At 68.6% G+C, this 25,452-nt stretch carries 26 protein-coding genes and 1 pseudogene; 3 read left to right on the top strand and 24 right to left on the bottom strand.

What is annotated here, in order from left to right:
- Positions 1–4 precede the first annotated feature (4 nt).
- From trmFO to rpsP, 17 genes and pseudogenes are all read right to left on the bottom strand, one after another.
- Positions 5–1,336, bottom strand: coding sequence for a methylenetetrahydrofolate--tRNA-(uracil(54)-C(5))-methyltransferase (FADH(2)-oxidizing) TrmFO (trmFO, locus tag VXJ25_RS04575; RefSeq protein ID WP_330958096.1), 1,332 nt, complete (start codon positions 1,334–1,336; stop codon positions 5–7).
- Complete coding sequence (locus tag VXJ25_RS04570; RefSeq protein WP_330958095.1) at positions 1,336–1,842, bottom strand: DNA-processing protein DprA; 507 nt, start codon at positions 1,840–1,842, stop codon at positions 1,336–1,338. The genes trmFO and VXJ25_RS04570 overlap by 1 nt, the downstream gene beginning before the upstream one ends.
- Before the next feature lie 94 nt (positions 1,843–1,936).
- Positions 1,937–2,293, bottom strand: a pseudogene (locus VXJ25_RS04565) (DNA-processing protein DprA); the annotation flags it as partial.
- Between the two features lie 10 nt (positions 2,294–2,303).
- Positions 2,304–3,800 (bottom strand): YifB family Mg chelatase-like AAA ATPase, encoded by a 1,497-nt coding sequence (locus tag VXJ25_RS04560; protein WP_330958030.1) that lies wholly within the window; start codon positions 3,798–3,800, stop codon positions 2,304–2,306.
- On the bottom strand, positions 3,797–4,360 hold the full coding sequence (locus VXJ25_RS04555; RefSeq protein ID WP_330958029.1) for a YraN family protein: 564 nt from the start codon (positions 4,358–4,360) through the stop codon (positions 3,797–3,799). Before VXJ25_RS04555 ends, VXJ25_RS04560 begins: the two co-directional genes overlap by 4 nt.
- A gap of 195 nt (positions 4,361–4,555) precedes the next feature.
- On the bottom strand, positions 4,556–5,323 hold the full coding sequence (locus VXJ25_RS04550; protein ID WP_330958028.1) for a ribonuclease HII: 768 nt from the start codon (positions 5,321–5,323) through the stop codon (positions 4,556–4,558).
- A gap of 143 nt (positions 5,324–5,466) precedes the next feature.
- The gene (rplS, locus tag VXJ25_RS04545; protein WP_330958027.1) at positions 5,467–5,808 is read right to left on the bottom strand and encodes a 50S ribosomal protein L19; all 342 of its coding nucleotides are present in this window, start codon (positions 5,806–5,808) and stop codon (positions 5,467–5,469) included.
- A 192-nt stretch (positions 5,809–6,000) separates the two neighbouring features.
- The gene (locus VXJ25_RS04540; protein WP_330958026.1) at positions 6,001–6,987 is read right to left on the bottom strand and encodes a DUF6273 domain-containing protein; all 987 of its coding nucleotides are present in this window, start codon (positions 6,985–6,987) and stop codon (positions 6,001–6,003) included.
- 425 nt (positions 6,988–7,412) lie between these two features.
- The gene (gene ppdK, locus VXJ25_RS04535; protein WP_330958025.1) at positions 7,413–10,181 is read right to left on the bottom strand and encodes a pyruvate, phosphate dikinase; all 2,769 of its coding nucleotides are present in this window, start codon (positions 10,179–10,181) and stop codon (positions 7,413–7,415) included.
- Positions 10,182–10,427: 246 nt separating this feature from the next.
- Positions 10,428–10,826, bottom strand: coding sequence for a kinase/pyrophosphorylase (locus VXJ25_RS04530; RefSeq protein WP_330958024.1), 399 nt, complete (start codon positions 10,824–10,826; stop codon positions 10,428–10,430).
- A 45-nt stretch (positions 10,827–10,871) separates the two neighbouring features.
- Positions 10,872–12,962 (bottom strand): glycine--tRNA ligase subunit beta, encoded by a 2,091-nt coding sequence (gene glyS / locus VXJ25_RS04525; protein ID WP_330958023.1) that lies wholly within the window; start codon positions 12,960–12,962, stop codon positions 10,872–10,874.
- Complete coding sequence (locus tag VXJ25_RS04520) at positions 12,963–13,871, bottom strand: glycine--tRNA ligase subunit alpha (protein WP_330958022.1); 909 nt, start codon at positions 13,869–13,871, stop codon at positions 12,963–12,965.
- 89 nt (positions 13,872–13,960) lie between these two features.
- Positions 13,961–14,509, bottom strand: coding sequence for a signal peptidase I (gene lepB, locus VXJ25_RS04515; protein ID WP_330958021.1), 549 nt, complete (start codon positions 14,507–14,509; stop codon positions 13,961–13,963).
- Between the two features lie 10 nt (positions 14,510–14,519).
- On the bottom strand, positions 14,520–15,281 hold the full coding sequence (gene trmD, locus VXJ25_RS04510) for a tRNA (guanosine(37)-N1)-methyltransferase TrmD (RefSeq protein ID WP_330958020.1): 762 nt from the start codon (positions 15,279–15,281) through the stop codon (positions 14,520–14,522).
- On the bottom strand, positions 15,278–15,829 hold the full coding sequence (locus VXJ25_RS04505) for a ribosome maturation factor RimM (RefSeq protein ID WP_330958019.1): 552 nt from the start codon (positions 15,827–15,829) through the stop codon (positions 15,278–15,280). The genes trmD and VXJ25_RS04505 overlap by 4 nt, the downstream gene beginning before the upstream one ends.
- A 6-nt stretch (positions 15,830–15,835) precedes the next feature.
- Positions 15,836–16,120: a KH domain-containing protein gene (locus VXJ25_RS04500; RefSeq protein WP_330958094.1), complete on the bottom strand. Its 285-nt coding sequence runs from the start codon at positions 16,118–16,120 to the stop codon at positions 15,836–15,838.
- 18 nt (positions 16,121–16,138) lie between these two features.
- Positions 16,139–16,450, bottom strand: a complete 312-nt coding sequence (rpsP, locus tag VXJ25_RS04495) for a 30S ribosomal protein S16 (protein ID WP_330958018.1) — start codon at positions 16,448–16,450, stop codon at positions 16,139–16,141.
- A 259-nt stretch (positions 16,451–16,709) separates the two neighbouring features.
- Here rpsP and VXJ25_RS04490 point away from each other — a divergent pair, with 259 nt between their 5' ends.
- From VXJ25_RS04490 to dinB, 3 genes are read left to right on the top strand one after another with little or no spacing between them, the layout of a single operon-like run.
- Complete coding sequence (locus VXJ25_RS04490) at positions 16,710–17,387, top strand: response regulator transcription factor (protein WP_330958017.1); 678 nt, start codon at positions 16,710–16,712, stop codon at positions 17,385–17,387.
- 27 nt (positions 17,388–17,414) lie between these two features.
- A complete protein-coding gene (locus tag VXJ25_RS04485) occupies positions 17,415–18,683 on the top strand; it encodes a sensor histidine kinase (RefSeq protein WP_330958016.1) in 1,269 nt (422 codons plus the stop codon).
- Between the two features lie 2 nt (positions 18,684–18,685).
- Positions 18,686–20,113 (top strand): DNA polymerase IV, encoded by a 1,428-nt coding sequence (dinB, locus tag VXJ25_RS04480; protein WP_330958015.1) that lies wholly within the window; start codon positions 18,686–18,688, stop codon positions 20,111–20,113.
- A 40-nt stretch (positions 20,114–20,153) separates the two neighbouring features.
- Here dinB and rsfS read toward each other — a convergent pair whose 3' ends face one another.
- The 7 genes from rsfS to rplU all read right to left on the bottom strand — a co-directional run bounded on the left by rsfS (position 20,154) and on the right by rplU (position 25,406).
- Positions 20,154–20,615, bottom strand: a complete 462-nt coding sequence (gene rsfS / locus VXJ25_RS04475; protein ID WP_330958014.1) for a ribosome silencing factor — start codon at positions 20,613–20,615, stop codon at positions 20,154–20,156.
- Positions 20,612–21,316, bottom strand: a complete 705-nt coding sequence (yqeK, locus tag VXJ25_RS04470) for a bis(5'-nucleosyl)-tetraphosphatase (symmetrical) YqeK (RefSeq protein ID WP_330958013.1) — start codon at positions 21,314–21,316, stop codon at positions 20,612–20,614. Before yqeK ends, rsfS begins: the two co-directional genes overlap by 4 nt.
- A gap of 10 nt (positions 21,317–21,326) precedes the next feature.
- The gene (nadD, locus tag VXJ25_RS04465) at positions 21,327–22,067 is read right to left on the bottom strand and encodes a nicotinate-nucleotide adenylyltransferase (RefSeq protein WP_330958012.1); all 741 of its coding nucleotides are present in this window, start codon (positions 22,065–22,067) and stop codon (positions 21,327–21,329) included.
- Positions 22,068–22,130: 63 nt separating this feature from the next.
- Complete coding sequence (proB, locus tag VXJ25_RS04460; protein ID WP_330958011.1) at positions 22,131–23,255, bottom strand: glutamate 5-kinase; 1,125 nt, start codon at positions 23,253–23,255, stop codon at positions 22,131–22,133.
- A 3-nt stretch (positions 23,256–23,258) separates the two neighbouring features.
- Positions 23,259–24,653: a GTPase ObgE gene (obgE, locus tag VXJ25_RS04455; protein ID WP_330958010.1), complete on the bottom strand. Its 1,395-nt coding sequence runs from the start codon at positions 24,651–24,653 to the stop codon at positions 23,259–23,261.
- A 126-nt stretch (positions 24,654–24,779) separates the two neighbouring features.
- Positions 24,780–25,028 (bottom strand): 50S ribosomal protein L27, encoded by a 249-nt coding sequence (gene rpmA, locus VXJ25_RS04450; RefSeq protein WP_330958009.1) that lies wholly within the window; start codon positions 25,026–25,028, stop codon positions 24,780–24,782.
- 36 nt (positions 25,029–25,064) lie between these two features.
- Entirely contained in the window at positions 25,065–25,406 is a 342-nt protein-coding gene (rplU, locus tag VXJ25_RS04445) for a 50S ribosomal protein L21 (protein WP_330958008.1), read from the bottom strand.
- Positions 25,407–25,452: the final 46 nt, after the last annotated feature.

Genomic DNA, 25,452 nt, shown 5'->3' with positions numbered 1-25,452 from the left:
GCCCTTACGCCTTCCCCTCGACGCGGAAGAGATCGGGTCGTGCGTCCACGTAGGCGCCTACGTCCGCCTTGGCGCGCTCGGAGTAGGCGGCATAGCGCTCCTTCTTGCGCAGGCGCCGGCCCTCGATGGGGGGCACGAGCCCGAAGTTCACGTGCATGGGCTGGTAGTCTTTGGTTTCCGGGTCGGTCGCGTAGGCGACGAGCGAGCCGAAGGCCCCCGTGGCGGGGAGCGAGACCTCGGGGAGGGAGCGGAGGTCGGCGAAGGTGTTGAGCGCGGCGAGGTAGCCGGAGGCTATGGCCTCGGTGTAGCCCTCGGTCCCGCAGATCTGCCCGGCGAGCCTGCATGACGTGCCGGGGATCTTGAACGTGCGGTCGAGGACGTGCGGGGAGTCCACGAACGAGTTCCTGTGCATCACGCCGTAGCGGAAGAACTCGGCGTGCTCGAGGCCGGGGATCATCCTGAACACGCGCTTCTGCTCGCCCCAGGTGAGGTTCGTCTGGAACCCCACCATGTTGTAGGCCGTCCGTCCCTCGTTCTCGGTCCTGAGCTGCACGGCAGCCCAGGGCCTCCTCCCCGTCCTCGGGTCGGTGAGCCCGACAGGCTTCAGGGCGCCGAACCTCAGGGAGTCGTGCCCCGTCCTTCCGACCTCCTCCACCGGCTGGCAGGCGCAGAACAGGTCGGACTGCTCGAACTCGCGCGAGATGACCCGCTCCGCACCCATGAGCTCCTCGTAGAAGGCGTCGTACTCCTCCTTGTCCATGGGGCAGTTGAGGTAGTCTCCGCCGGGCTCCCCGTAGCGCGACTGGGCGAACACGACGCCCATGTCCAGGGACTCGGCGTCCACGATCGGCGCCGCGGCGTCGAAGAAGGCGGAGTGCCCCTCGCCGACGAGGTCGGTCACGCGCCGAAAGAGGGCGTCGGAGCACAGCGGCCCCGCCGCTATGACGGCAGGGCCCTCGGGGATGGACGTCGCCTCCTCGCGCACGAGCTCCACGAGCGGTTCCCCCTCCACCCGCTCGGTCACGAGCCTGGAGAACTCCCTCCTGTCGACGGCGAGGGCACCGCCGGCCGGCACGGCGGCACGCTTAGCCAGCTCGACGAGGACGCTTCCCATCCTCGTGAGCTCCCACTTCAGAAGGCCCGCCGCGCTGTCCTCGCGAAGCGACTTCAGGGAGTTCGAGCACACGAGCTCTGCGAGGCCGTCCGTGTGGTGGGCTGGCGTCGTGGCCTTGGGCCTCTGCTCTACGAGCCGCACGCGCACCCCCCTCCGGGCGAGCTGCAGCGCGCACTCGCTCCCGGCGAGACCGCCCCCGACGACCGTGACTTGCGTTTCCATCAGCTGCTTCCTCCACCTGGGTCCCTGGGGCCGGGGGTCTTCTCCCCCCTCGCCCCCGCCGCTTCCGCCCTCCGCTGGTAGTCCCGGTAGGCGGCCTGCGACACCGTGTAGCTTCCGTCTGGAAGTCTTTCTACCACACCTCTCGTCTCGTAGTCGGACAGCGTCCGCACGAGGGTGAGCACCGGCTCCCCCAGACGCGTCGCAAGCTCGTCCGGCCTCATGGGCGACGCCACGAGCGCGGACACGACGCGGCTCGAGCTCTGGAACCCCTGCTCGCCCACGAGCCGGAGGGATCCGTAGTCCAGCGCGATCTTCGTCTCGAGGTCCATCTCGCTCGCTATTATGCAGGCCCCGTCCGAGATGAGCTGGTTGGTCCCCATCGAGTTGGGGCTGAAGATGGACCCTGGTATGGCGTAGATCGGCCGTCCGAGAGCGTTTGCCGTCTCGGCGGTGCTCATGGTCCCCGACCTCATGCCCGCCTCGGTGACGAAGAGGCACCGAGACAGGGCCGCTATGACGGCGTTCCGCTGCAGGAACGCGAACCCGGCGCGGGCCCTTGCCCCAGGCCCTGAGCGAGATTACCGCACCGCCCTGGCGCACCGCGTCGTGGAAGACGTCGAGCGAGGAGCGCGGGTAGACGACGTCCGCCCCGCAGCCGGACACGACGACGGTCCTGCCACCGGCGTCCAGCGCCGCCCGGCTCGCAGCGTGGTCGCACCCCAGGGCCCCGCCCGAGACGACCACGATCCCGCACTCCGCTGCCACCCTGCCAGCCATCTCCGCCACGGCGATTCCGTAGGGCGTGGCCCTTCTCGCACCGATGACCGAGATGCAGGGCAGCCCCAGCGCCTCCCTGCTCCCCACGCCGTAGATCCTCTCCGGGGCGTCGTCACCGAGCTCGAGCACCCCCTCGGGGTAGCCCTCCTCGCCCCTTGCGACCTCCCACCGAGCCCCCATGTAGCGCCTCCTAGATGCTGCCCCTCGACCTGTAGACGCAGGCCTCCACTATGTCATCCGCACCCACGCGCTCGTGGGCCGCGAGGTCCGCGATCGTGCGCGCCACGCCCGCTATGCGCGTTATCGCCCTGCCTCCGAGGGCCCTGCGCCGGGCGGCGCCCTCCAGCGCGGCGCGGGCGCCGGGCTCGAACCCCTCCCATCTCCTCTGGGGCTCCCCCGTCCCCCCGCCGCTCCTGGAGACGCGCCAGCGACGGAACTCCGTGGCGGCGAGCACCTGCTCCCGCATCTGCGCCGAGGACGCGCCCGCCTCCTCGGCCATGACGCGGTGCGAGTCCGGGCGCGCCACGTCCACGAGGATGTCGATTCGGTCCATGAGGGGTCCGCCGATGCGCGCCTGGTAGCCCGTGATCTGCGAGGGCGTGCAGCGACAGGGGTGCCCCTCGTCCCCGAGGTGCCCGCAGGGGCAGGGGTTGGCGGCGGCGACCAGCTGGAAGTCGCAGGGGAAGACATAGGCCCCGTCCGCCCGCACGAGCCTGACGACGTGCTCCTCCATGGGCTGCCTCAGGCTCTGCAGGACGTTCGTGGCGAACTCGGGAAGCTCGTCGAGGAAGAGCACCCCCTTGTGCGCGAGCGAGACCTCCCCCGGCAGGACCGGTCTGCCGCCGCCGATGAGCCCCGCGAGCGAGACCGAGTGGTGCGGGGCGCGGAAGGGCCTTCCGCCCGCGGCGATCTCCTCGAGCGACTGCCCCGCGACGGAGTGGATGAGGAGGGCCTCGCGCGTCTCGTCCTCCGAGAGGGCGGGGAGGATCGTCGGCATCCGCCGGGCGAGCATGGTCTTTCCGGCGCCGGGAGGACCGACCATGAGCAGGCCGTGCTTCCCCACCGCGGCGATGACGAAGGCGCGCTTCGCGAGCTCCTGGTCCATCACGTCGGCGTAGTCGAGCGCCGCGGGGGCGCACGCGCGCGGAAGGGGCTCAGGACCTGGGGCCGCCTCCGGGAGCGAGCCAACGCCGCGTCTGAGGTCCGCGAGGGTCGACACGCACCTCACGCGCGAGGCGTCCTCGGGAAACCACGGCCCGCCGGCTCCGACGAGCACGAGGCCGCTCTGCCGCGCGAGCGCCTCGTAGGCGACCGCGCCCCTCACGGGGCAGACCTGGCCGTCGAGCCCGAGCTCGCCCACGAACAGGCAGCCATCGAGCCCGGCCCTCGGTATCTGCCCCGTCATCGCGAGGATCGCGACGGCGATGGGAAGGTCGAACGAGGTCCCCGACTTGCGGACCTCGCTCGGGGAGAGGTTGATCGTGACGTGCCTCCTCGCCATGGTGTAGCCGCACGCGGTGAGCGCGCAGCGCACGCGCGACCTCGCCTCCAGGACGGCCGCGTCCGGACGGCCGACGACCGTGAGTCCCGGGATGCCCGCGCTCATGCTGGCCTCGACCGTCACCCCGAGCGCCTCGACGCCACGCAGCAGGGCCGCGTGGACGGAGCACGTCTCCGGCGCGCTCATTGCTCGTCCCAGCAGTAGGCGCCCACGAGGTGCCGGAGGAGCGCGGAGCGGTTCTCCCTGAGCGTCACGGCGATGACGTCGAAGCGCACGTTCGTCACCTCGGGGTGAAGGGAGACGTACATGAGGGCGAGGCGCGTGTAGGTTTTCCGCTTGCGCACCCCGACGGCAAGCTCGGGCGCCAGGGGGTCGCCTCCCCTGTCGACCCTCGTCTTGACCTCCACGAGGACGGTCTCGTCGCCGTCGCGGGCGACGACGTCCGCCTCGCCGCAGACGCAGCGCCAGTTGCGGTCCACGACCTCGTACCCGCGACGCACGAGGTAGCTCGCCGCGATCGCCTCGCCCTCGAGCCCGACCTCCCTCGTGCTGTAGCTGCTCACCGGCTTGTCCCTCGGCACAACGGAGAAGTCCAGGGGCTCGCATTCGTCCTCGCGCCCGACCGCGGCCACGTCCGGGAGGGCCTTCCTCGCGGGGTCCGCACGGACGCCCGCTCGCGACCGCCGTCCTGGAACGCCCTTCGAGCCCTCCAGCACCTCCATCACCTCAGGGACCGTCTTCGCCATGCCTGCCTCCCTCGTCCGTTTCGGACCCAAGAGCATGACAGGTCGCCCCGCGCGGTGCCTTGTCGCACCCTCGCAGGAAGCTGGCACCGGTCTCTCACGCGCGGCCCCGGCCGCCACGGCATAGCCGCTCTGGACGGTGGCCCTGGGCGCCCGGGGCTCGTTCACATCACTTGTCGTACTAGTGCGGATTTGTGCCTACAAGAAGTTTCCACAGAAGGTCACCCGGTGCACGGGCGTGAGACCGAGCTCGCGAATCGCCTCGATGTGGGCCCTCGACCCGTAGCCCTTGCACTCGGCGAGGTGGTATCCGGGGTACTCCGAGTCCAGGCCGACCATGATCGCGTCTCGCGTCACCTTGGCGACGATGGAGGCGGCGGCGATGCACGCGACGCGCGCGTCCCCCTTGACGAGGGTCTTCTCCTTTGGGTGCACGTGGACGGGGTTGCCGTCTATGAGGACGCAGTCCGGCTCCACACCGGTGTCCTCTATCGCCTGCGACATGGCCACCCTGAGGGCCACGCGCATGCCGAGCGCGTCGATCGACTCGGGCGGGACGTGCGCGATGCCGATCGCGACGGCGACCTCTGCGATCCGCGCCGCCACCTCCTCGCGGCGCGTGGGCGTGAGCTGCTTGGAGTCGTTGAGGCCCCAGACGACGGGCTCGGGCGGCAGAACGACTGCCCCCACGGTGAGCGGTCCCGCGATCGAGCCCCTCCCCACCTCGTCGACGCCCACCACGAGGCCCTCCCCGCCGAGCTCGCGCTGCAGCTCGTACATGGCGATGACGCGCTCGCGCTCCGCGCGCTCCCGCTCGAGCCGCCTGCGAGCCGACGCGACGGCCTGCTGGACCTGCCTCCTGTCGTCCTCGGAGTACCTCTCCACGAGCTCGTCCAGGTCCTCGAAGGCCGCACCCCTGACCTGACGAGCGACCTCGCCTGCAGTCGGCCTCCGTCCGCCCTCCATGTGAACCGCCTCCCACGCGCACGCTACGGGCCACCCCTCGCCCCGGGCGCCCCGTTGCGTCCGGGACCGCGCGGGCGTGATCCCTGTTGAAAAAGAGAGGGGCCGCCCGAAGGCGGCCCCTCCAACCTGTGCAAGTGCTCCTGCTAGCGCTTCTCGCGAAGACGCGCGGCCTTGCCGACGCGGTCGCGGAGGTAGTAGAGCTTCGCGCGACGGACGCGGCCGTGGCGCAGGACCTCGAGCTTGGCGATCTTGGGGCTGTGCACGGGGAAGGTGCGCTCGACGCCAATGCCGAAGGAGATCTTGCGGACGGTGAAGGTCTCGCGGGCGCCCGCACCGCTCATGCGGATGACGTCACCCTGGAAGACCTGCTCGCGCTCGCGGTCGCCCTCCTTGATGCGGTAGTGCACCTTCACGTTGTCACCAACGCGAAGCTCGGGCAGGTCCTTGCGGATCTGCTTGCTCTCGATTGCAGCGATGTAGTCCATCTTGTCCTCATCTCTAGAGGTGCCGACGCCAGGCGAACGGCACATAGGCTTGCACACAAGAGGAAAGTATAGGGCAAGGCGCCTGCTCGGGCAACGCACAGGCGATTTCCACAAGCTCTGGACATCCGTGCCACACCCTCGCGGCCGGCAGCGTGGCGCGCGGACGGAAGCGGCGGACGTCCGCCGGCGTCTCTACAGGCAGAAGCCGACGACGTAGGCGGAGCTCTCGTCGGGGTTGCCGTACCCCTTCGGGACGCCCGAGTTCATCACCTGGTAGAAGAGGTCGTTCGCGCCCGAGTGGGCCCAGTTGGCCCCCTGCGGCGTCCGGTACCACCAAGTGGACCTCCCGGTGCTCCCGTCGAGCCTCAAGAAGCCGTCCCCGGCGCTCGTCGCGGTGACCCCGTGCTCGGCGAAGGCCAGGTACTGGTAGCCCTCCTGGTTGAGGGACTCGTCGATCCCCCAGCCGTCGTCGCCGTACGTGTCCGTCTCCCAGGTGACGGTCCCGCACACCTCCTTGGGCGAGAAGAGCCACAGCTCGTCAGTCGTCGCCGAAACCTCCTCCGGCGCGTTCGTGTCGCCCACGTTGTTCGTGAGCTTGGTCACCGGCACGATCGCCTGCCGCAGGTCATCCGGCAGGAGGGCGAGCCCGTCGCTCGCGAGCCAGGCCCGTGCGTGGCTCGACTCCCAGCCGCCTTCCGCGGTGGGCCCCTCGTTCATCGGGCCGCGAGCGAGCGCGCCGACCGACATGAGCGTGAGCCCCGCCTTGCCCGAGCCGTCCGCCTTATCGTCGTGGAGGACGTCGATCACGCGGACGTCGATCGAGTAGCCGTTCGTGAGGTCGGCCCGGATGGTGTCCTGGGTGAGGCTGCCGTCCTCCTCGACGATGCCATAGGATCGCGCGACCTCCCGCGCGGCAACCCCGTCCGCCGCCGCCTCGATCCTGTCTGCGGCCTCCCTGAGGGCAGCCCACGAGAGGTCGGATAGCCGCGCCTGCGCGGGGCCCGCCGTGGGCCGCGGCTGCTCCTGGGCCTCGTCCAGGGCGGGTTGAGCGCCCTGCGCCCAGGGGAGGAGCCCCTTGGCCGATGCGGCGAGGTAGAGCACGCACGCGCAGGCGGCGAGCGCCGCCAAGCCCGCGACCACCCGTGCCGCCGCCCTCGCCCTGCCGCTCCCAGATGACATGCCAGACCCCTCTCTTCGCTCCTCGGTCCGTAGGCATCGTAGCATGCGCCGCCTGTCCGACCGCCCGCCCCCGTGCGGTCGCGACGCCGCTCTATGAATCCCGATTACCCAAACCGCCTTTCGATGGACATGGCGACGTTTGACCTTCTGACGTGACGCCCGTATTTTGTTCCTACAAGCGCGCGGGATTCCTTATTCCCGCAATGCGTTGTCCCCCCAATCGCCCTTCGCCTCGTGCGGAGGGCGTTTTGCCATAGGCGACCCTTCCTTCGTCACGCGCGTCGAGCACGCCGCTCTCCCCTGTGCCCTCCACCGGTCCTGCGTTCGCGCGACGTCCACGCAAAGAGGGCCGGGAGGACTTGCTCCTCCCGGCCCTCAGGCTGCCTGAGCCGATCTAGCCAGCCGGCCTCGTTATCGCGTCGAGGCTACTTCTCGAGCTTCTTGGGGCCGCCGTTCGACTCGATCTTCGCCTGGGCGCAGGCGAGGCGGGCGACGGGCACGCGATAGGGCGAGCAGGACACGTAGTCGAGCCCGAGGTCGTAGTACATGTGGATGGAGTCGGGGTCGCCGCCGGTCTCGCCGCAGACGCCGCAGACGATGGTCGGGTTGGCCTTGTGGCCGCCCTCGACGCCCATCTTGACCATCTTCGCGACGCCGTAGTCCAGCGTCTCGAACGGGTTGGTCTTGAGGATCTTCTTGGAGAGGTACTGCGGGATGAAGGCGGACTCGACATCGTCGCGCGAGAACCCGAAGGTGGTCTGCGTGAGGTCGTTGGTGCCGAAGGAGAAGAAGTCGGCGTACTGGCCGATCTCGTCTGCGGTGACGGCAGCGCGCGGCAGCTCGATCATGCAGCCGATCGGGATGTCGAGCTCGACGCCCTCGGCCTCGGCGACCGCCTTGACGCCGGCCTCGACCTGCTCGCGGACGAGCTTGAGCTCCTCGACCGTGGAGATGAGCGGGACCATGATCTCCGGCTTCGGGTTGAGGCCCTGCTTGATGAGGTGGGCAGCGGCGCTCGCGATGGCGCGGACCTGCATGTCGTTGAGCTCGGGGTAGACGATGCCAAGGCGGCAGCCGCGCAGGCCGAGCATGGGGTTTGCCTCCTGGAAGGAGTCCAGGCGGGCCAGGCGGTCGCGCATGGCCTTGAGCTGGGACTCGGTCTCACCACGGCCCTCGGCGCGGGCGATCTCGACCGCGAGGTCGCGCGGGTTGTCGAGGAACTCGTGCAGGGGCGGATCGAGCAGGCGGACGATGACCGTCTTGCCGTCCATGGCCTTGAACATGCCCTCGAAGTCGCCGGTCTGCGCCGTCAGGAGCTGGCCCAGGGCCTGCTGCTTCTGGCCGTCGTTGTCGGCGAGGATGAAGGACTGGATGATCTGCTTGCGGTCGCCCAGGAACATGTGCTCGGTGCGGTCGAGGCCGATGCCCTCGGCGCCGAAGTCGACGGAGAGCTGCGCGTCCGCGGGGTTGTCGGCGTTGGTGCGCACGCCGAAGATGCGGCCGCGGGAGGCGTCGTGACGGACGTCGTCCGCCCAGGTGAGGATGGTCTCGAGGTCGCCGGTCAGAGACGGGCGCGTCAGGGGCACGGCGCCCTTGATGATGTCGCCCGTGGTGCCGTTGATGGAGATGATGTCGCCCTCGTGCAGGACCACGTCGGTGCCGGAGACGACGACCTCCTTGGCCTTGGCGTCGATCTTCAGCGCCTCGGCGCCGCAGACGCACGGCGCGCCCATGCCGCGGGCGATGACGGCGGCGTGCGAGGTCTTGCCGCCGTGGGACGTGAGGATGCCCTCGGCCGCGACCATGCCCTTGAGGTCGTCAGGCGTGGTCTCCCAGCGGACCAGGATGCAGGGCTTCTCGCGGTTCTTGTAGGAGACGGCGGCGTCGGAGGAGAAGACGACGGCGCCGACCGCGGCACCGGGCGAGGCGTTCATGCCCTTGGCGATGACGTCGTACTTTGCCTTCGGGTCGAACTGCGGGTGCAGGAGCTGGTCGAGCTGCTCAGGAGCGACGCGCATGATGGCCTGCTCCTTGGTGATGCGGCCCTCCTCGACCATCTGCATGGCGACCTTGAGTGCGGAGAGCGCGGTGCGCTTGCCCACGCGGGTCTGCAGCATCCAGAGCTTGCCCTCCTGGATGGTGAACTCGAGGTCCATCATGTCCGCGTAGTGGTCCTCGAGGATCTCGAAGACGTGATAGAGGTCCTTGCCCGCCTGCTCAAGGCCGGGGGTCTTGGGGAGGTCGGCGATCGGCTCGGTGTTGCGGATGCCGGCGACGACGTCCTCGCCCTGGGCGTTGACCAGGAAGTCACCGTAGCGCTCGTTGGTGCCGTCGGCGGGGTTGCGCGTGAAGGCGACGCCGGTCGCGGAGGTCTCGCCCATGTTGCCGAAGACCATGACCTGGACGTTGACGGCGGTGCCGAGCGTGTCGTCGATCTTGTTCTGCTTGCGGTACAGGATCGCGCGCGGGGTGTTCCAGGAGCCGAAGACGGCCTGCTCGGCAAGGCGCAGCTGCAGCAGCGGGTCCTGCGGGAAGGAGGCGATGCCGTCGGGCGCGACCTCGGGGTGAGCCTGGGAGTCGACGTTCTTGGCAAAGATGCCCTTGAAGGTCTCGGTGAGGTCCTTCAGGTCGGCCGCGTCGAGCTCGGTGTCGAGCTTCACGCCCTTCTCGGCCTTCTTCTCGTTGATGGCGTCCTCGAAGAGCTGGCCGTCGACGCCCATGACGACGTCGGAGAACATCTGGATGAAGCGGCGGTAGGAGTCCCAGCCGAAGCGCTCGTTGTTTGTCTTCTTGATGAGGCCGAGGACGGAGCGGTCGTTCAGGCCGAGGTTCAGGACCGTGTCCATCATGCCGGGCATGGAGAAGGGCGCGCCGGAGCGGACGGAGACCAGGAGCGGGTCGTTCTCGTCGCCGAGCTTCTTGCCCATGCGCTTCTCGAGGTCCTTGCGATATTCGTCGATCTCGTCGAGAACGCCCTCGGGCCAGACGTTGCCCGCGCCGGAGTAGGCGACGCAGGTCTGGCAGGTGATGGTGAATCCCGGAGGAACGGGAAGGCCGATGTTAGCCATCTCGGCAAGGTTGGCGCCCTTGCCGCCAGTGATCCACTTGGCCTCGTCGACGGTCTTACCGGCAACCTCGGTGACGTTGTTGCCGGCTTCGTCGTGACCGAAGCGATATACGTGCTTCTCAGCCATGTTGCTCCTTCTCTTGCTCGATTGCCTTGCCGCGTCTAAGCGACCCTCGCCCCGCACCTACGCAAGGATGTGGATGCAGAACAAAATGATTTTAATCGCTTCGATTTCATAGCTCCGACACAAGCACTTCGCGGCCGCATGCCAACCGTTCGGCAGTATCTCCGGCAAGAAGAAGGGAGAAACCCTAGCATGTAGAGTTTCTCCCTTCTGTGTACTACCTATCTGCCCAGCAGGCGTCCGCGGCCCCTACTTGGCGAGCTGGTCCCTCAGGGCGCCGACCTTGTTGTTGGGCTCCTCGCCGGAGAGCGTGGCGATCACCGAGATGGCAGGCCCGAGCAGGTCGATCGAGGGGATGCCCCTGCTCTCGAGCAGCCCGCGCACCTCGCGGCGCATGTTCTTGTCGCTGAAGGTGTGGAAGACGGCCATCGGACGGTCCGGCTGGACGTTCTCGTCGAGGAACTTCTCCACCGTCGCCAGGTCCTTCGCGTCGTGAAGGCGGACGATGTCCACGGAGTCCGGTCCGAACTGGGCCGCCGCGGCCATCACGACCACGTTGGCCGTCTCGCCTCGCGCGTCCGACATGACGAAGATCAACGGCTTCACGTTCTCGAGTACTACGCCCTCGTCAAGATCGAGGATGCCCATGTCTCTCCTCCCAACCCGGAATCAGACCACCGGGGACAATGACTGCTACTTACGGGAGAGGACCGCGAAGTCGGCGACGTCACGGAAGACGCCGACGAACTTGTTCAGCAGACGCAGACGGTTCTCCCTTACCTTAGTGTCATCGTCCATGACAAGGACGTCATCAAAGAATTGGTCGATTGGCTCCCTCAAATCGGCGAGAGCGGCGCAGGCGCTGGTGAAGTCAGCCTCCGCGATGGTCGAGGCCACCTTCTCGGCCCCCTTCTTGCAGGCAGCGAGGAGCGCGCGCTCCGGCTCCGTCAGGGCCGACTCGTCGACGTCGTCACCGAGCGTGGCGTCGGTCAGGTGAGAGGCTCGCGCGAAGGCGGTGGCGAGGTCATCGAAGACCTCGGTCTCGCCGGCACGGGCGTCCTCGAGGGCGTGGGCGCGCGCGAGGAACTGCGTCGGATCGATGACGCCGACCGAGGAGACGGCCTCGATCGTGTCGGGCGAGACGCCCTCGTCCTTGGCGATGGAGGCGAGGCGGCCGGCGAAGAAGGACTCCACGTCGGCGGCGACCTTCTCCGCGTCGAACTCGAGGCCCTGCTCGGCGTAGGACCGAAGCGCCTTGGCGATGAGCCCCTTGAGGTCGACGCCCTCGAGGGTCCTCAGCATCGCGATGACGCCGATCGCGGAGCGGCGCACCGCGAAGGGGTCCGAGGAGCCGGTGGGCGGCTCGTCGATAGCGAAGAGGCCGCAGATCGTATCGAGCTTGTCGGCGATGGCAACGGCCTTGCCGACGGTGTCGCCCGGGAGCTCGTCGCCCGCGAAGCGGGGGCGGTAGTGCTCGGTGATGGCGCGCGAGACGACCTCGGGCTCCCCGGCTGCGGCCGCGTAGTAGCCGCCCATGACGCCCTGCTGGTTGGTGAACTCGACGACGGCCTGGCTGACGAGGTCTGCCTTGGCGAGAAGCGCCGCGCGCGCGGCGAGCTTGGCCTCGGCGGCGTCGCCGGCCTCGGTGCAGACCTCGGGCGCGAGGGCCTCCATGCGGTGCGCCTTCTGGAGCATCGTGCCGAGCTTCTCCTGGAAGGCGACCTTGCCGAGCCTCTCCACGAACTCGTCCATCGGAACCTTGAGGTCCTCCTCGTAGAAGAACTTCGCGTCGTCGAGGCGCGGGCGCACGACGCGCTCGTTACCGGCGATGACCGTCTCGTTGCAGCGCGGGTCGGCGTTGGAGACGATGACGAACTTGCGCGTCAGCCTGCCGTCCTTGTCGTAGATCGGGAAGTAGCGCTGGTTGGAGAGCATGGAATCGCAGATGATCTCGTGCGGGACCTTGAGGAACTCCTCGTCGAACTCGCCCACGAGTACCGTCGGCCACTCGCAGAGGTTCACGACCTCCTCGTAGGTGCCCTTGGGGGTCTCGACGTGGCAGCCGTCCATCTCGGACTCGATCTTCTCGATGCCCTGGCGGATCACCTCGTCGCGGCGCCTCTCGGTGAGCACGTGCGCGGACTCGAGCACGGCCTCGTAGGCGCTCGGCTCGCTCACCACGTGCTCGCCCGGGCCGAGGACCCTGTGGCCACGGGTGGTGTTGGAGCTCGTGACGTCCGCGTAGGTCACCGGGACGACCTCGGAGCCGAACAGGCAGCAGATCCAGCGGATCGGACGCACGAAGGTCGCGTGCTCGGAGCCCCAGCGCTGGCTGCGATAGTTGGGCCACTGCAGTCCCGCGATCGTCGTCTCGGAGATCTCCGAGAGGATCGGCAGGGCCGGCTTGGAGTCGACGTGCAGCTCGGCGAAGACGTGCTCGCGGCCGTCCGCGCCCTCGCGGCGGACGAGCTGGTCGGCCGTGAGGCCCGCCTTGCGCGCGAATCCCTCGGCGGCCTTGGTCGGCCTGCCCTCGGCGTCGAAGGCGATGTCGGCCGCAGGGCCCTGCTTGACCTCGTTGACCTCGGACGTGGACTCGGCTACGCCGGAGACGATCACGGTAAGCCTGCGCGGCGACGAGCAGGTGCGGACCTCTCCGTGCGCGAGCCCGGCCTCGTCGAGCTTGCCGGCGACCAGCTTGGAGAGCTGGCGCTGGGCGTTCATGAGCGGTGCCGAGGGCATCTCCTCGGTGCCTATCTCGAGTAGGAAATCCCTGGTGTCTGCCATCTAGGCCACCTCCCCCTTCTGGGCGTCATCGTCTTTTCCGGCGACCTCGGCGAGGTACGCCTCGCAGCAGAGCTTCGCGACCTCGCGCACGCGCAGGATGTAGTTGGCGCGCTCGGTAGCGGAGATGGCGCCGCGGGAGTCCAGCAGGTTGAACGCGTGGCTGCACTTGAGGACGCAGTCGTAGGCGGGCAGCGGCAGGTGCGCCCTCAGGCAGGAGTGGCACTCCTCCTCGTAGTCGTCGAACTTGTTGCGCATCATCTCGACGTTGGCGATCTCGAAGTTGTAGGCGGAGAACTCGCGCTCGTTCTCGAGGAAGACGTCGCCGTAGGTCATGGGCTTGCCGCCGGGCAGATAGCTCCAGACGAGGTCGTAGACGGAGTCCACGCCCTGGATGTACATGGCGATCCTCTCGAGGCCATAGGTTATCTCGACCGGCACGGGGTCAACGTCGATGCCGCCCACCTGCTGGAAGTAGGTGAACTGCGTGCACTCCATCCCGTCGATCCAGACCTCCCAGCCCAAGCCCCAGGCGCCGAGGGTCGGGCTCTCCCAGTCGTCCTCGACGAAGCGGACGTCGTGGTCCTTGGGGTCGAGGCCGATGGCCGCGAGCGAGCCCAAGAAGAGGTCCTGCGAGTCGACCGGCGACGGCTTGATGAGGACCTGATACTGGTAGTAGTGCTGCATGCGGTTGGGGTTCTCGCCATAGCGCCCGTCCGCGGGCCGGCGGCAAGGCTGCGGGTAGGCCGTGCGCCACGCGGCGGGGCCGAGGGAGCGCAGGGTCGTCGCGGTGTGGAAGGTACCCGCGCCGACCTCGCTGTCGTAGGGCTGCATGACGGTGCAGCCGAGCTCCGCCCAATAGTGTGTGAGCTTCAAGATCATGTCCTGGAAGGTAAGCGAGTTGTCTCTCATACCCCGTCCTTTCCCGCTCGTTGGCGCTCCATACGCTTACTTGAGGTGCGATGCCTTCGCGCGGCCCCCCAACCGCGCGCCCTCGCCTCCTAGAGGCCCCCAGCATCGGGGAGGGGCCAGAATATGAACGCGGCGTGGGACGTCACGTCGCTCACGCTGATGGGACCGAAGTAGCGCGAGTCGAGAGAGTTCGTCCTGTTGTCGCCCATGACCCAGAGGCAGCCCTCGGGCACGGTATACGGATAGCTTAGCCCACCGTCCACCACGTTGGTAGGCAGGGGCTCGGTCGGCTTGCCCTCGGTGTAGCTCTCCTGCTGGGGCAAGCCGTCGATGTAGAGGACGCCGTCGTGCATGTCGACAGTCTGCCCGCCGACGGCGACCACGCGCTTGATGAGGGTGACCGAGGGGTCCTGCGGGTCGTTGAAGGTGACGACGTCGCCTGCCCTGGGTCCCGCCAACCGGTAGCTGACCTTCTCTCCCACCAGCCTGTCGCCCTCCTGGATGGTCTCGAGCATCGAGCCCGACGGGACGATGTACACCTCGAAGACGAAGGTCCTGAGCAGCACCGCTATCACGAGCGCCACTGCGATCGTGACGACCCAGTCCAGGGCCGCCCTTCCTGCTCCCCTGCGGCCCATCCCGGCCTCCCTAATCCGCCTTCTCGGCTTCGCCTTCCCCAAGGGGCCCCTTCGCGGCCTCGCGCGCCCAGGCACGCTCCTCCTCGGTGAGCTCGGCGCCCTCGAGGAGGTCCGGACGCCAGAGTGCCGTCCGCTCCACCGAGCTCCTCCTGCGCCAGGCGCGCACTGCGGCGTGGTCCCCGGATAGTAGCACGGGCGGGACCTCGAGGCCCTCGAAGTTCGCCGGCCTCGTGTACTGGGCGTATTCGAGGAGGCCGTCCGAGAAGCTCTCGTCCTCCGCGCTCTTCTCGTCTCCGAGGGCGCCGGGAAGGAGCCTCACGACCGAGTCGATGACGACGAGGGCGGCGAGCTCCCCACCGGTGAGCACGTAGTCGCCCAGCGAGAGCGTCTCGTCCGCGAGCTCGTAGGCCCGCTCGTCCATCCCCTCGTAGCGCCCGCAGACCAGCAGCACCCGGTCCATGGCGGCCAGCCGCCTCGCCGCGGACTCGTCGTAGCGCTCGCCGCAGGGCGAGAAGAACACGACGTGCGGGCGCTCCTCGTGCATAGCCGATATGGCCCGCACCGCCTCGAAGATGGGGGCGGGCTTCATGAGCATCCCCTGGCCGCCGCCGAAGGGCGCGTCGTCCACGGTACGGTGCCTGTCATGCGTCCAGTCTCGCAGGTCGTAGGCACAGAACTCGAAGATTCCCCGCCTCTGGGCGCGCCCCATGATCGACTCGTCGAGGTAGGGGGCGAACACCTGCGGGAAGACCGACAGGGTCTCGAACCTCATGCCTCGTCCCCCTCGGAGTCTCCCCTGCGAAGCTCTTCCAATAGATGCGCGGGGACGCTCACGGCCACCTCGCCGTCTGCCGCGAGCGTCGCGCCTATGGCGTCCACCACGGGCAGGAGCAGCTCGCCTGCGCCCGTGTCGATCGCCCAGACGTCGTGCGCGGGGGTGCGGATGACCTCGGCGACCCTGCCGAGCTCCCCCGCCGAGGCGTCCGTCACCGTGCGTCCGACCATCGTCTCCGCGTCCATGAGCTCCACGTCCGCCGGGAGGTCCTCGCGCCGCGCGAGCAGGTAGCGGCCGCGCAGGCCCTCCGCCGCGTCGAGGTCCGACACGCCGGAGAGCGCCACGAGCTGGCTCGCGCGCGCCCCTCCCGAGTCCGCGCGCTCGACCACGTGGAAGCGGTCTCCCTTGAGCCGCGGCGGGACGACCGCCACGCGCATGCCCTCGTGCATGAGAGGGGGAAGCCCGTGGACGGACGCCGCCACGAACTCCCCCCTCTTGCCATGGGCCTTCTCTATGTGGGCTATGAGCTTGTAGTCGCTGATCAAGATGACCTAACCCAACACCTCGACCTCGACCGAGGTCCCCACGCGCTGGCCGAGCGCGCGGGCGAGGGTCCTGATCGCCTTGATCGTGCGACCACGGCGACCGATAATCCTCCCCGCGTCCTCCTCGGCGCAGCTCACCTCGATGAGGGAGCCCTCCTCGCCGTCGGTGACGTCGAGGGAGACCGCATCCTCATCGTCGACAAGGCCGCATACGATGTACTCAACGAGGTCAGCTACCTTGTCCGAGGGCATCTCCTCAGAGGCGTCATCGAGAGCCTCCTCGTCGACCATGTCCTGTGCAGCCACGATTTACTCTTCGGAGCTGGCGGCCTTGGCAGCCTGCTTCTTGGAGACCTTCTGCTTCTTCTCGGGAGCAGTGGCACCGGTGCGCACGATGTCGATCAGGTGGGCGACGGTGTTGGAGGGCTGGGCGCCCTTGGAGATCCACTCGTCGATCTTCTCGAGGTCGAGCTCGATGGTCTTGGGGTTGGTCAGCGGGTTGTAGCGGCCGACCTGCTCGATGTAGCGGCCGTCACGCGGCATGCGGCCGTCTGCGACGACGACGCGGTAGTAGGGGCGCTTCTTGGCACCGTGGCGTGCCATACGAATCTTGACTGCCAATGAAAACTCCTTCAGACGAGCGGCGCTGGGGTGTGTGGTGTAGGCCGCACCGCTAAGCCATACAAGCAGTAGGTAATGATACGACATGGCCCAGAGTCTGCAAAGTGCAGTTTCTGTGAATTGGCGTCGAATCGCCCCTGAATACGTTCCCAGACTGGCGGGCATTCAGAAAGCTTTGAGTGTCAGGGCGTAATATCCTCTCAAGCTTCGCCTTGTAAAAGAGTATGCAGTGCGTGGCACTGCTACCGAAGGGGGCCACATGAACATTCTCGTTGTCGAAGACGAGCGCAATCTCGCAGACGCCATCTGCCACATCCTCGAGGACGCCTCGTTCAACGCAGAGGCGGCCTACGACGGCAAAGCCGGGCTCGCGAGCGCTCAGAGCGGCCTCTACGACGCGATCGTACTCGACGTCATGCTCCCGGGCATGAACGGCTTCGACCTGGTGCACGAGCTGCGCCGCACGGGCAACGCCATCCCCGTCCTCATGCTCACGGCGCGCACCGCCACGACGGACAAGGTCGAGGGCCTCGACGCGGGCGCGGACGACTACATGACCAAGCCCTTCGAGGCCCCCGAGCTCCTCGCGCGCCTGCGCGCCCTCACCAGGCGCAAGGGGGACGTGATCCTCGACGTCGCGACCTTCGGTGACCTCAAGCTCGACCTCAACACGCACGACCTGTCCTGCGAGTCCAGGAGCGTCCACCTGTCCGGCAAGGAGTTCGAGGTCATGCGGATGCTCATGAGCTCCAACTCGCGCGTCGTCTCCAAGCAGGACCTCCTGACCCGCGTCTGGGGCATGGACGGCGAGGCGTCGGAGAATTCCGTCGAGGCCTACATCTCGTTCCTCCGCAAGAAGATCAACCACCTACACTCTAAGGTGCTCATCACGACGCTGAGGATGCTCGGCTACCGCCTGGAGGTGCTGGACCAGTAGGCGCGCCGCGTCCGCTAGGAGTGGCACATGCTGAAGAGGCTCAGGCGAAAGCTCGTCGCCGTCATCCTGGTCATGGTCGGGTCCGTCCTCGTCCTGGCGTTCTCCACCTCGTTCTTCTCGCTGTACCACACGCAGCAGGGGGTCATCTCGGAGGCGCTCGAGCTCGGCCTGAGCGGCAACGTCCGCAGCATCTCCGAGTACCCCGCGGGCAGCTCGGAGGCGCGCGCCCCCAAGGTGCTCGCCATCACGGTCGACGTGGACCAGAGCGGCGTGGTCCTCGAGTCCAACTACAGCTCCGTCGTCATCGACAAGGACGTCTTCAGGAAGATCCTCGAGACGGCCTCCCGCTCCGAGTCCTCCGAGGGCTACGACGCCACGGCGCACGTCGCCTGGCGCAAGGCCCTCCTCTCCGACGGCGCCCTGCGCGTGGCGATGGTCGACACCTACGGGTCCTACTACTCCCTTCGCGCGCAGCTGCTCCAGGACGTGGCGATCGTCATCATGGGCCTCGCCGCGCTCGCCGCCATATCCTGGTGGCTCTCCGGCTGGATCCTGCAGCCGGTCGAGGACGCCTGGGAGCAGCAGCACCGCTTCATCGCCGACGCCTCCCACGAACTCAAGACGCCGCTCTCCGTGATCATCGCCAACACCGAGATCCTCCTCAGGGAGGAGGGGCTCCCCGCCGGCAGCCGCCGCTGGATCGAGAGCACCGCCGACGAGTCGTCCCACATGAAGGGGCTCGTCGAGGAGCTGCTCGAGCTTGCACGCGCCGACGAGGACCAGCTCGGGGCGGGCGGCATCTCGCGCAAGGACGACGTGGACCTCTCCGAGGTGGTCGAGAGCGCCTCCCTCGAGTTCGACGCCGTGGCCTTCGAGCGCGGCTCGGTCATCGAGGACTCGATCGAGGGCGACGTCCACGTCACCGGAGACGAGGTGTGGCTCTCGCGGCTGGTGAGGATCCTGCTCGACAACGCCTGCAAGTACGCCTACGCGGGCACCACGGTCACGGTCTCCCTCAGGCGGCAGGGCCGCAGCTGCGTCCTTTCTGTCACGAACGTGGGGGACGTCATCGCGCCCGAAGACCTCAAGCACATCTTCGACCGCTTCTACCGCACGGACCAGGCCCGCTCGAGGGACCCCAGGGCGGGCGGCTTCGGGCTCGGGCTCGCCATCGCCAAGTCCGTCGCCATCTCCTCCGGGGGCGACATCCACGCCACGAGCAGCGAGGAGGCGGGCACGACGCTCTCGGTGACCCTCCCCCTGAGGCAGCCCTCGCAGCTCCGCGGGCAGGCCTAGCCATGGGCGGAGAAGGGCCTCTGCACGAGGAGGCCAGCGCGCGGGGCCCCCTGGAGGGGCGCAGACGCGGCGAGGGGGCGCGGCGCCCGAGGTCTCCGCTCGCAGGCGGCCTCGCGTGGGAGGGGCCCGCGATCGGCCTCCTCGACCTCGACGCCTTCTTCGCCTCCGTCGAGCGCCTCGACCACCCAGAGCTCGCCGGGCGCCCCCTCATCGTCGGTGGCTCGACGGAGCACAGGGGCGTCGTCTCCTGCGCCTCCTACGAGGCAAGGGCGTTCGGCGTCCATTCCGCCATGCCCTCGGCCCAGGCGCTCCGCCTCTGCCCCGACGCCGTCTGGACGACCGGGCACTTCGACCGCTACCGACAGGTGAGCGACGAGGTCATGGGCCTCATCCGCAACCGGACGCCCCGCGTCGAGCAGGTCTCCATCGACGAGGCCTTCTTCGACGTCACTCCGGGACGCGCCGGGCGCGACCCCATCCTCGTCTGCAGGGAGCTGCAGGAGGAGGTGAGCGCCCTCGGGGTGACCTGCTCCATCGGGCTCGGGACGAGCAAGACCATCGCCAAGGTCGCCTCGGAGCGCGACAAGCCGCGGGGCCTCACCATCGTCATGCCGGGCATGGAGGCCTCCTTCCTCGCACCCCTGCCGGTCCGCGCGATGAGCGGCATCGGCGCCGCCACCCAGGCCAAGCTCGCAGGGGCGGGGATACGGACCCTGGGGGAGCTCGGCCGCGCCGACCCCGTGGAGCTCGAGGCCCTGCTCGGCGTCTCCGGCCCCAGGCTCCGCGAGCGCGCCCTGGGCCGCGAGCGCAGCGTCGTTAGGCTCTCGAGCGAGCGCGAGGCGCCAAGGTCCGTCTCGAACGAGCGGACCTTCTCGCACGACCTCACGGAGGAGGCCGACGTGCTCGCGGCCATAGCGCACGTGAGCTCCCTCGTCGGCGCACGCCTGAGGAGGAAGGGCCTCAGCGGTCGGCGCGTGACCCTGAAGCTCAAGTTCGACGCGACCACGACCCACACGGCCCAGTGCCAGCTCGAGGACGCGACCGACAACGAGGCCGTCTTCGGGCGCGCCGCCCGGGGGCTCCTTCGCGTCGCCTGGAGCCCGGGCACCCCCGTCAGGCTTGTGGGCGTCGCCGTGTCGGACTTCTCCGCGAGGCCGACCCAGCTCAGGCTCTTCGACGACGCGCCCTCCGACGAGCCCGCAAGCGCACCCGACCCGCACGAGACGCGGACCGAGAGGGGCGCGAGCCCCCGCACACGCGCCGCGAGGAGCCTCGAGCGCGCCGATCGCGACGAGCGCATGCGCGAGCTGAGCGTCACCGCGGACCGGCTGCGGGAGCGCTTCGGCAAGAACGCCGTGTCGTTCGGACGCGACCTCAGGATGAGGGACGCATCCTCCGACACGGCGCCCATGGACAAGGACGACGACTAGTTCGGGGCGCCCGCTCCGGCGCCCCGCGATTCGTGTCCCGCTATTCCTCCCCAGCCGGCCCGTCCTTCTCGGCCGCACCCTCCGCGACCGCCGCCGTGGGCGCGACCTCCTCCAGGCCAAGCGCGCCCTCGAGGTCGAGCGGCACGCGCGGGGCCTCGCCCCACAGCCGCTCGAGGCGGTAGTACTCGCGCACCTCGGGGTCGAAGACGTGGACGACGAGCGACCCGTAGTCCAGAAGGACCCACCTGGTGCCGTTCTGTCCCTCTCTCGCAAGGGGCTTCACCTGCGCGTTCTTCCAGACGCGCTCCTCGATGCCGTCGACAACGGCGTCCATCAGGTGCGCGTTGCCGGCGCTTGCGATCAGGAAGTAGTCGCAGACGTCGGACAGCTCCGTGAGGTCGAGCAGGACGATGTCCTGCGCCTTCTTCTCGTCCGCGGCGATGGCGGCGACCTTAGCGAGCTCCAGGGGGGTTATGCTCATGTACTCCTGCCTTCTCTTCACTTGAGTGCGTTTCCTGCAGCCGCGCCGCGCGCCCGGCGCGCGGCGATGGCGTTGTACACGTCAATGGTACCCGGGTAGAGGTAGCGGGCGCCCTCGATCACGTAGACGATACCGCCGGTGAAGGACTCCCAGAAGACGTCGTCGAGGGAGGCGCGGCCGACGAGCGACCTCGTGCGCGCGATTCCGGCGCTCTCCCTTCTGAGCGGCTCTATGCCGTCGGCGACGAAGACCACCTCGTCGAGGGGGGACATGTCCTCGGCCGCCGTCGTGTGCCGCGCTATGGCCTGGAAGACGGGGGCCGCGAGCATGGGGTAGCGCTCGGGCAGCTCGCGGGCGGCGAGGATGCCGTGGAGGAGCGGCTCGACGAGCTCGAGGTCCACCCCCAGGTCCAGCCCCTCCTCGCGCGCGCGACGCAGGAGCTCCTCGGGCTCGAGCGCCTTGTCCCAGTCGTGCAAGAGTCCAGCCACCCGCGCGTCGAAGGGGTCCGCGCCGTAGAGGAGCGCGAGGTGGCAGGCGGTATCGGCGACGGAGAGGGAGTGCGCGAGGCGCCGGGGCCTCGCGGCCAGGCGCGCCCTCAGGTCGCGCTCGATCTCGTCCATGAGGGCGAGCTGGCCCTCGTCGAAGCTCGCCTCGCCGGCGACCGGGAGCCACGCCCCCGGCTCGCGCGAGCCCTCCCTCTTCCCGTCATGGGGCTTTCCCACGTTCTTCTCCCTAGTACTCGTTGGCGCGCGTCACGCGCGTGGAGCCGTAGCGGGTCGTTCGCGCCCCGTACAGCTTGTGCTTGTGGATGTATCCCGTCACGGGGTCCGGCGTGAGGTAGCGCAGGCTCTGGTTGTCCGCCACGCGCTGCCTCAGGTAGCTCGACGAGATGGCGAGCGCCGGGACCTCGAGGTAGATCACGTCGAGGTCGTAGCCGGACGAGGCGATGCTCTCCCGCGCGCGCTCGAGGTCGTAGCCAGGCCTCGTTGCGCCCACGAGCGTCGCCAGGCGGCCGATGCGCTCGGCGTGCCTCCAGGTCACGATCTCCTGGATCGCGTCAGCGCCGGTGATGAAGTAGAGCTCGACGTTGGGCGCGTAGATCTCGCGCAGCAGGGAGAGCGTCTCGACGGTGTAGGTGATCCCCTTGCGGTCGATCTCGAAGCGGCTTGCGAGGAAGTGCGGGTTGTCGGAGGTCGCGAGCAGGGTCATGGCGTAGCGGTCCTCGCCCGAGGAGACGCGCTTGTCCTGCTTGAAGGCGGGGCTGCCGGCCGGCATGAAGACGACCACGTCCAGGTTGAGGTCGTCGAAGGCCTGCTCGGCGGCCACGAGGTGGCCGTTGTGGATGGGGTCGAAGGTCCCGCCCATGATCCCGAGCCGGTAGGTCTTGCTCGGGTCTTGGCCGAGCAGCGGCAGGTCGCTCCTCTCGATGACGCCCTCGGCCACCCGCTCGACCTCCAGGGGATCCAGTCCCATGCTCGCCTCACTTCCGCCCATCGCATCCTCCAGCGCCCCGCTCGGCCCGCCTGCGCCCCGTCCCTAGAAGACCAGGAGCTCGTCTCTGTGGATGGCCGGCTGCGTCGCCTTGTCCGGCATGAACCGGCCGATCACGTCGAGCTGGAGGCCGCGCACGCGCACCATGTCCTCGGACGAGTAGCGCACGACGCCGCGCGCGATGAGGAAGCCGGACGCGTCGACCACGTCGACGACGTCGCCCTCCTCGTAGGTGCCCTCCGTCTTGGTGACGCCCACCGGCAGCAGCGACGCCCCCCTCTCCACGATAGCCCTCTTCGCTCCCTCGTCCACCGTGAGGCGGCCGTGTGTCACCTCGGCGAGGCCGATCCAGAGCTTGCGGCCGCTCTCGTGCGAGGAGCCCTCGTCCGCCTCGAAGCGCGTGCCGACCAGCTCGCCGCCCGCGACGCGCACGAGGATGTTGTCCGCGCGCCCCTCGCAGATGACGGTCGGGATGCCCGCGGCGATCATCGCCCGGGCGGCGCGGAGCTTGGAGCGCATGCCTCCCGTGCCGACCGAGCTTCCCGCGCCGCCCGCCATGGCCAGCACCTCGTCGTTCACGCTGGTGACGCGCCTCACGAGGCGCGCGGCGGGGTCGGTCTGGGGGTTTGCCGTGTAGAGGCCCGCGACGTCGGAGAGGATCACGTACAGGCTCGCTCCGAGCAGCGCCGAGACGATCGCGCCGAGCATGTCGTTGTCGCTGAAGGTGAACTCGGAGACGCTCACCGTGTCGTTCTCGTTCACGACCGGCACCGCGCCGAGCTCGAGCAGGCGGAAGAAGGTGTTCCGCGCGTTGAGGTAGCCCTCGCGGTCGGTCACGTCCCTCCTCGTGAGGAGCACCTGGCCGCAGGCTACGCCGCGCGAGGCGAGCTCCTTCGCGTAGGCCTCGGTGAGCGCGGCCTGGCCGGCCGCAGCGCACGCCTGCAGGCTCGGGATGTCCGTCGGCTTGGCCGAGAAGCCCAGGCGCTCCCTGCCGGCGGCGGCTGCGCCCGAGGAGACGAGGACTACGGGCCGGCCGCCGTGCCTCAGCTGCGCGATCTGGTCGATCAGGCGCGCGATGAAGGCCGCGTCCGGCCTGCCCGAGGCGTCGACGAGGGTCGAGGACCCGACCTTCACCACCACGAGCCCGTCCATCTCCTGCGGCAGGTACATCCCCTACCCCTCCTCGTCGAACTCGCTGACGACCTCGTCGTCGGCGTCTCGCAGCTCCGCGTACTCGTCCGTGCCATGGTTCGTCTCGAAGGTGAACGCGAACCCGAGGATGCGGACCTCGTCGCCGTCCCGGCAGCCCTCCTTGAGGAGCTTCTCCTCGAGGTGGATGCGCTCGAAGCGGTGCTCGAGGTAGGCGAGCGCCTCGGGGTTCTCCCAGTCCGTCTGGATGACCATGCGCTCGATGGCGCCGCCGGAGACGCGCCAGATGCCGCGCGACTCCTGCCTGACCGTAATCGTGCGGTCCCTGCGCTGGCGCTTGCGCTCCCACGCCGCGTTGAAGGCGTCGGGGGCCTCCGTCGCGCTGATCTGGCTCCTGAGCTCGGAGACCATGGTGGCGCAGCGCTCCACGAGGTCGTCGAGGCCGGCGCCGGTGACGGCCGAGACGCAGAAGAGCTCCCTGCCGTCCTCCTCCGCCGCCTGCCTGAGCCGCGCCACGGTCTCCTCGCACCCCGGCATGTCGCACTTGTTGGCGACCACGAGCTGCGGGCGCTCCGCGAGCTCGGTCGCGTAGGCCGCGAGCTCGGCGTTGATGGCGTGGTAGTCCGCGACCGGGTCGCGCTGCTCGAAGCCGCCCGTCACGTCGACGACGTGCAGGATGAGGGCCGTGCGCTCGATGTGGCGCAGGAACTGGTGGCCAAGCCCCCTGCCCTCGCTCGCGCCCTCGATGAGGCCGGGGACGTCGGCGGCGACGAAGGAGCGCGAGCCGTCCTTGGTCCTCACGACGCCGAGGTTGGGGACGAGGGTCGTGAAGGGGTAGTCCGCGATCTTGGGACGAGCGGCGGAGATGCGCGCGATGATCGAGCTCTTCCCCACGCTCGGCATGCCCACGAGGGCGGCGTCCGCCATGAGCTTCATCTCCAGCTCGATCCAGTGCTCCTGGGCGGGCTCACCCTTCTCCGCGAAGGCGGGCGCTCGCCTCACTGAGGTCACGAAGTGGATGTTGCCACGGCCGCCGATGCCACCGGGCGCCACGACCACGCGCTCCCCGGGCTGGGTGAGGTCCGCGATCTGGTAGACGGGCTCCTGCGTCCTCGGGTCGAGCTCATGGATGACGGTGCCGAGCGGGACCTTGAGGACGAGGTCGGCCCCGTCCTTGCCGTGGCGGCGCGCTCCCTGGCCGTGCGTGCCACGCTCCGCCCTGAAGTGGTGCTTGTAGCGGTAGTCGATGAGGGAGGAGAGCTGCGGGTCGGCCTCCACGATGACGTCGCCGCCGTTCCCGCCGTCGCCGCCATCCGGGCCGCCCTTGGGGACGAAGGCCTCGCGCCTGAAGGACATGCAGCCCGCCCCGCCGTCACCGCCCTTGACGTTGATCTTAGAGAGATCGGTAAAGCTCGCCACGAGGTGGTCCTTTCTCTAGTGTACTCCACCGCGAGTCCGCCCCGGCTAGCCCGGGACCGACTCCGACTTCACATAATAAAAGGGCCCCGCCGCAAAGACGAGGCCCCATCGCGATTGTTACGCAGCCTAGGCGGTGCGAACGTGCACGTAGTGCTTAGCGCCCTTCACGAACTCGACCGTACCGTCGGCGAGCGCGAAGAGGGTGTCGTCCTTGCCACGACCGACGTTCTCACCCGGCGTGATGTGCGTGCCACGCTGGCGGACGATAATCTGGCCGGTCTTGATTGCCTGGCCACCATAGATCTTGGTGCCGAGGCGCTGGGAGTTGGAGTCGCGACCGTTGCGCGAGGAGCCAAGGCCCTTCTTGTGTGCCATGTCATTACCTCTTATCTAGTCTTGGAGAACGGGACGTTAGGCCTCGGTCGAGGCGGCCTCGGCGGCCTCCTCGATGGGAAGCTCTGCGATCTGAAGCCTGGTGAGGTTCTGGCGATGGCCGCGGGTGCGGCTGTAGCGCTTGCGCTTCTTGAACTTGAAGATGACCTGCTTCTCACCCTTGTGCTGGTCGACGACCTCGGCGGTGACCTTCTTCTCGGCGAGTGCGGCGGCATCCACGACGGTGTTCTTGCCGTCATTGAGCATCAGGACGTCAAGGCTCACCTTGTCGCCAGGCTGCGCGTCGAGCTTCTCGACGTCGATGACGTCGCCCTTGGCAACCTTGTACTGCTTGCCACCAGTAGTAACGATAGCGTACATTTGGTAACTCCTCATTGCTGGTCTGAGTGCAACAGCTAACAATTAT

It is taken from the genome of Olsenella absiana (genome assembly GCF_036408855.1).
GTDB classification, from domain to species: Bacteria; Actinomycetota; Coriobacteriia; order Coriobacteriales; family Atopobiaceae; genus Olsenella_K; species Olsenella_K absiana.
Note: the sequence above shows the minus strand (reverse complement) of the source record. Positions and strands in the feature narration are given on the sequence as shown.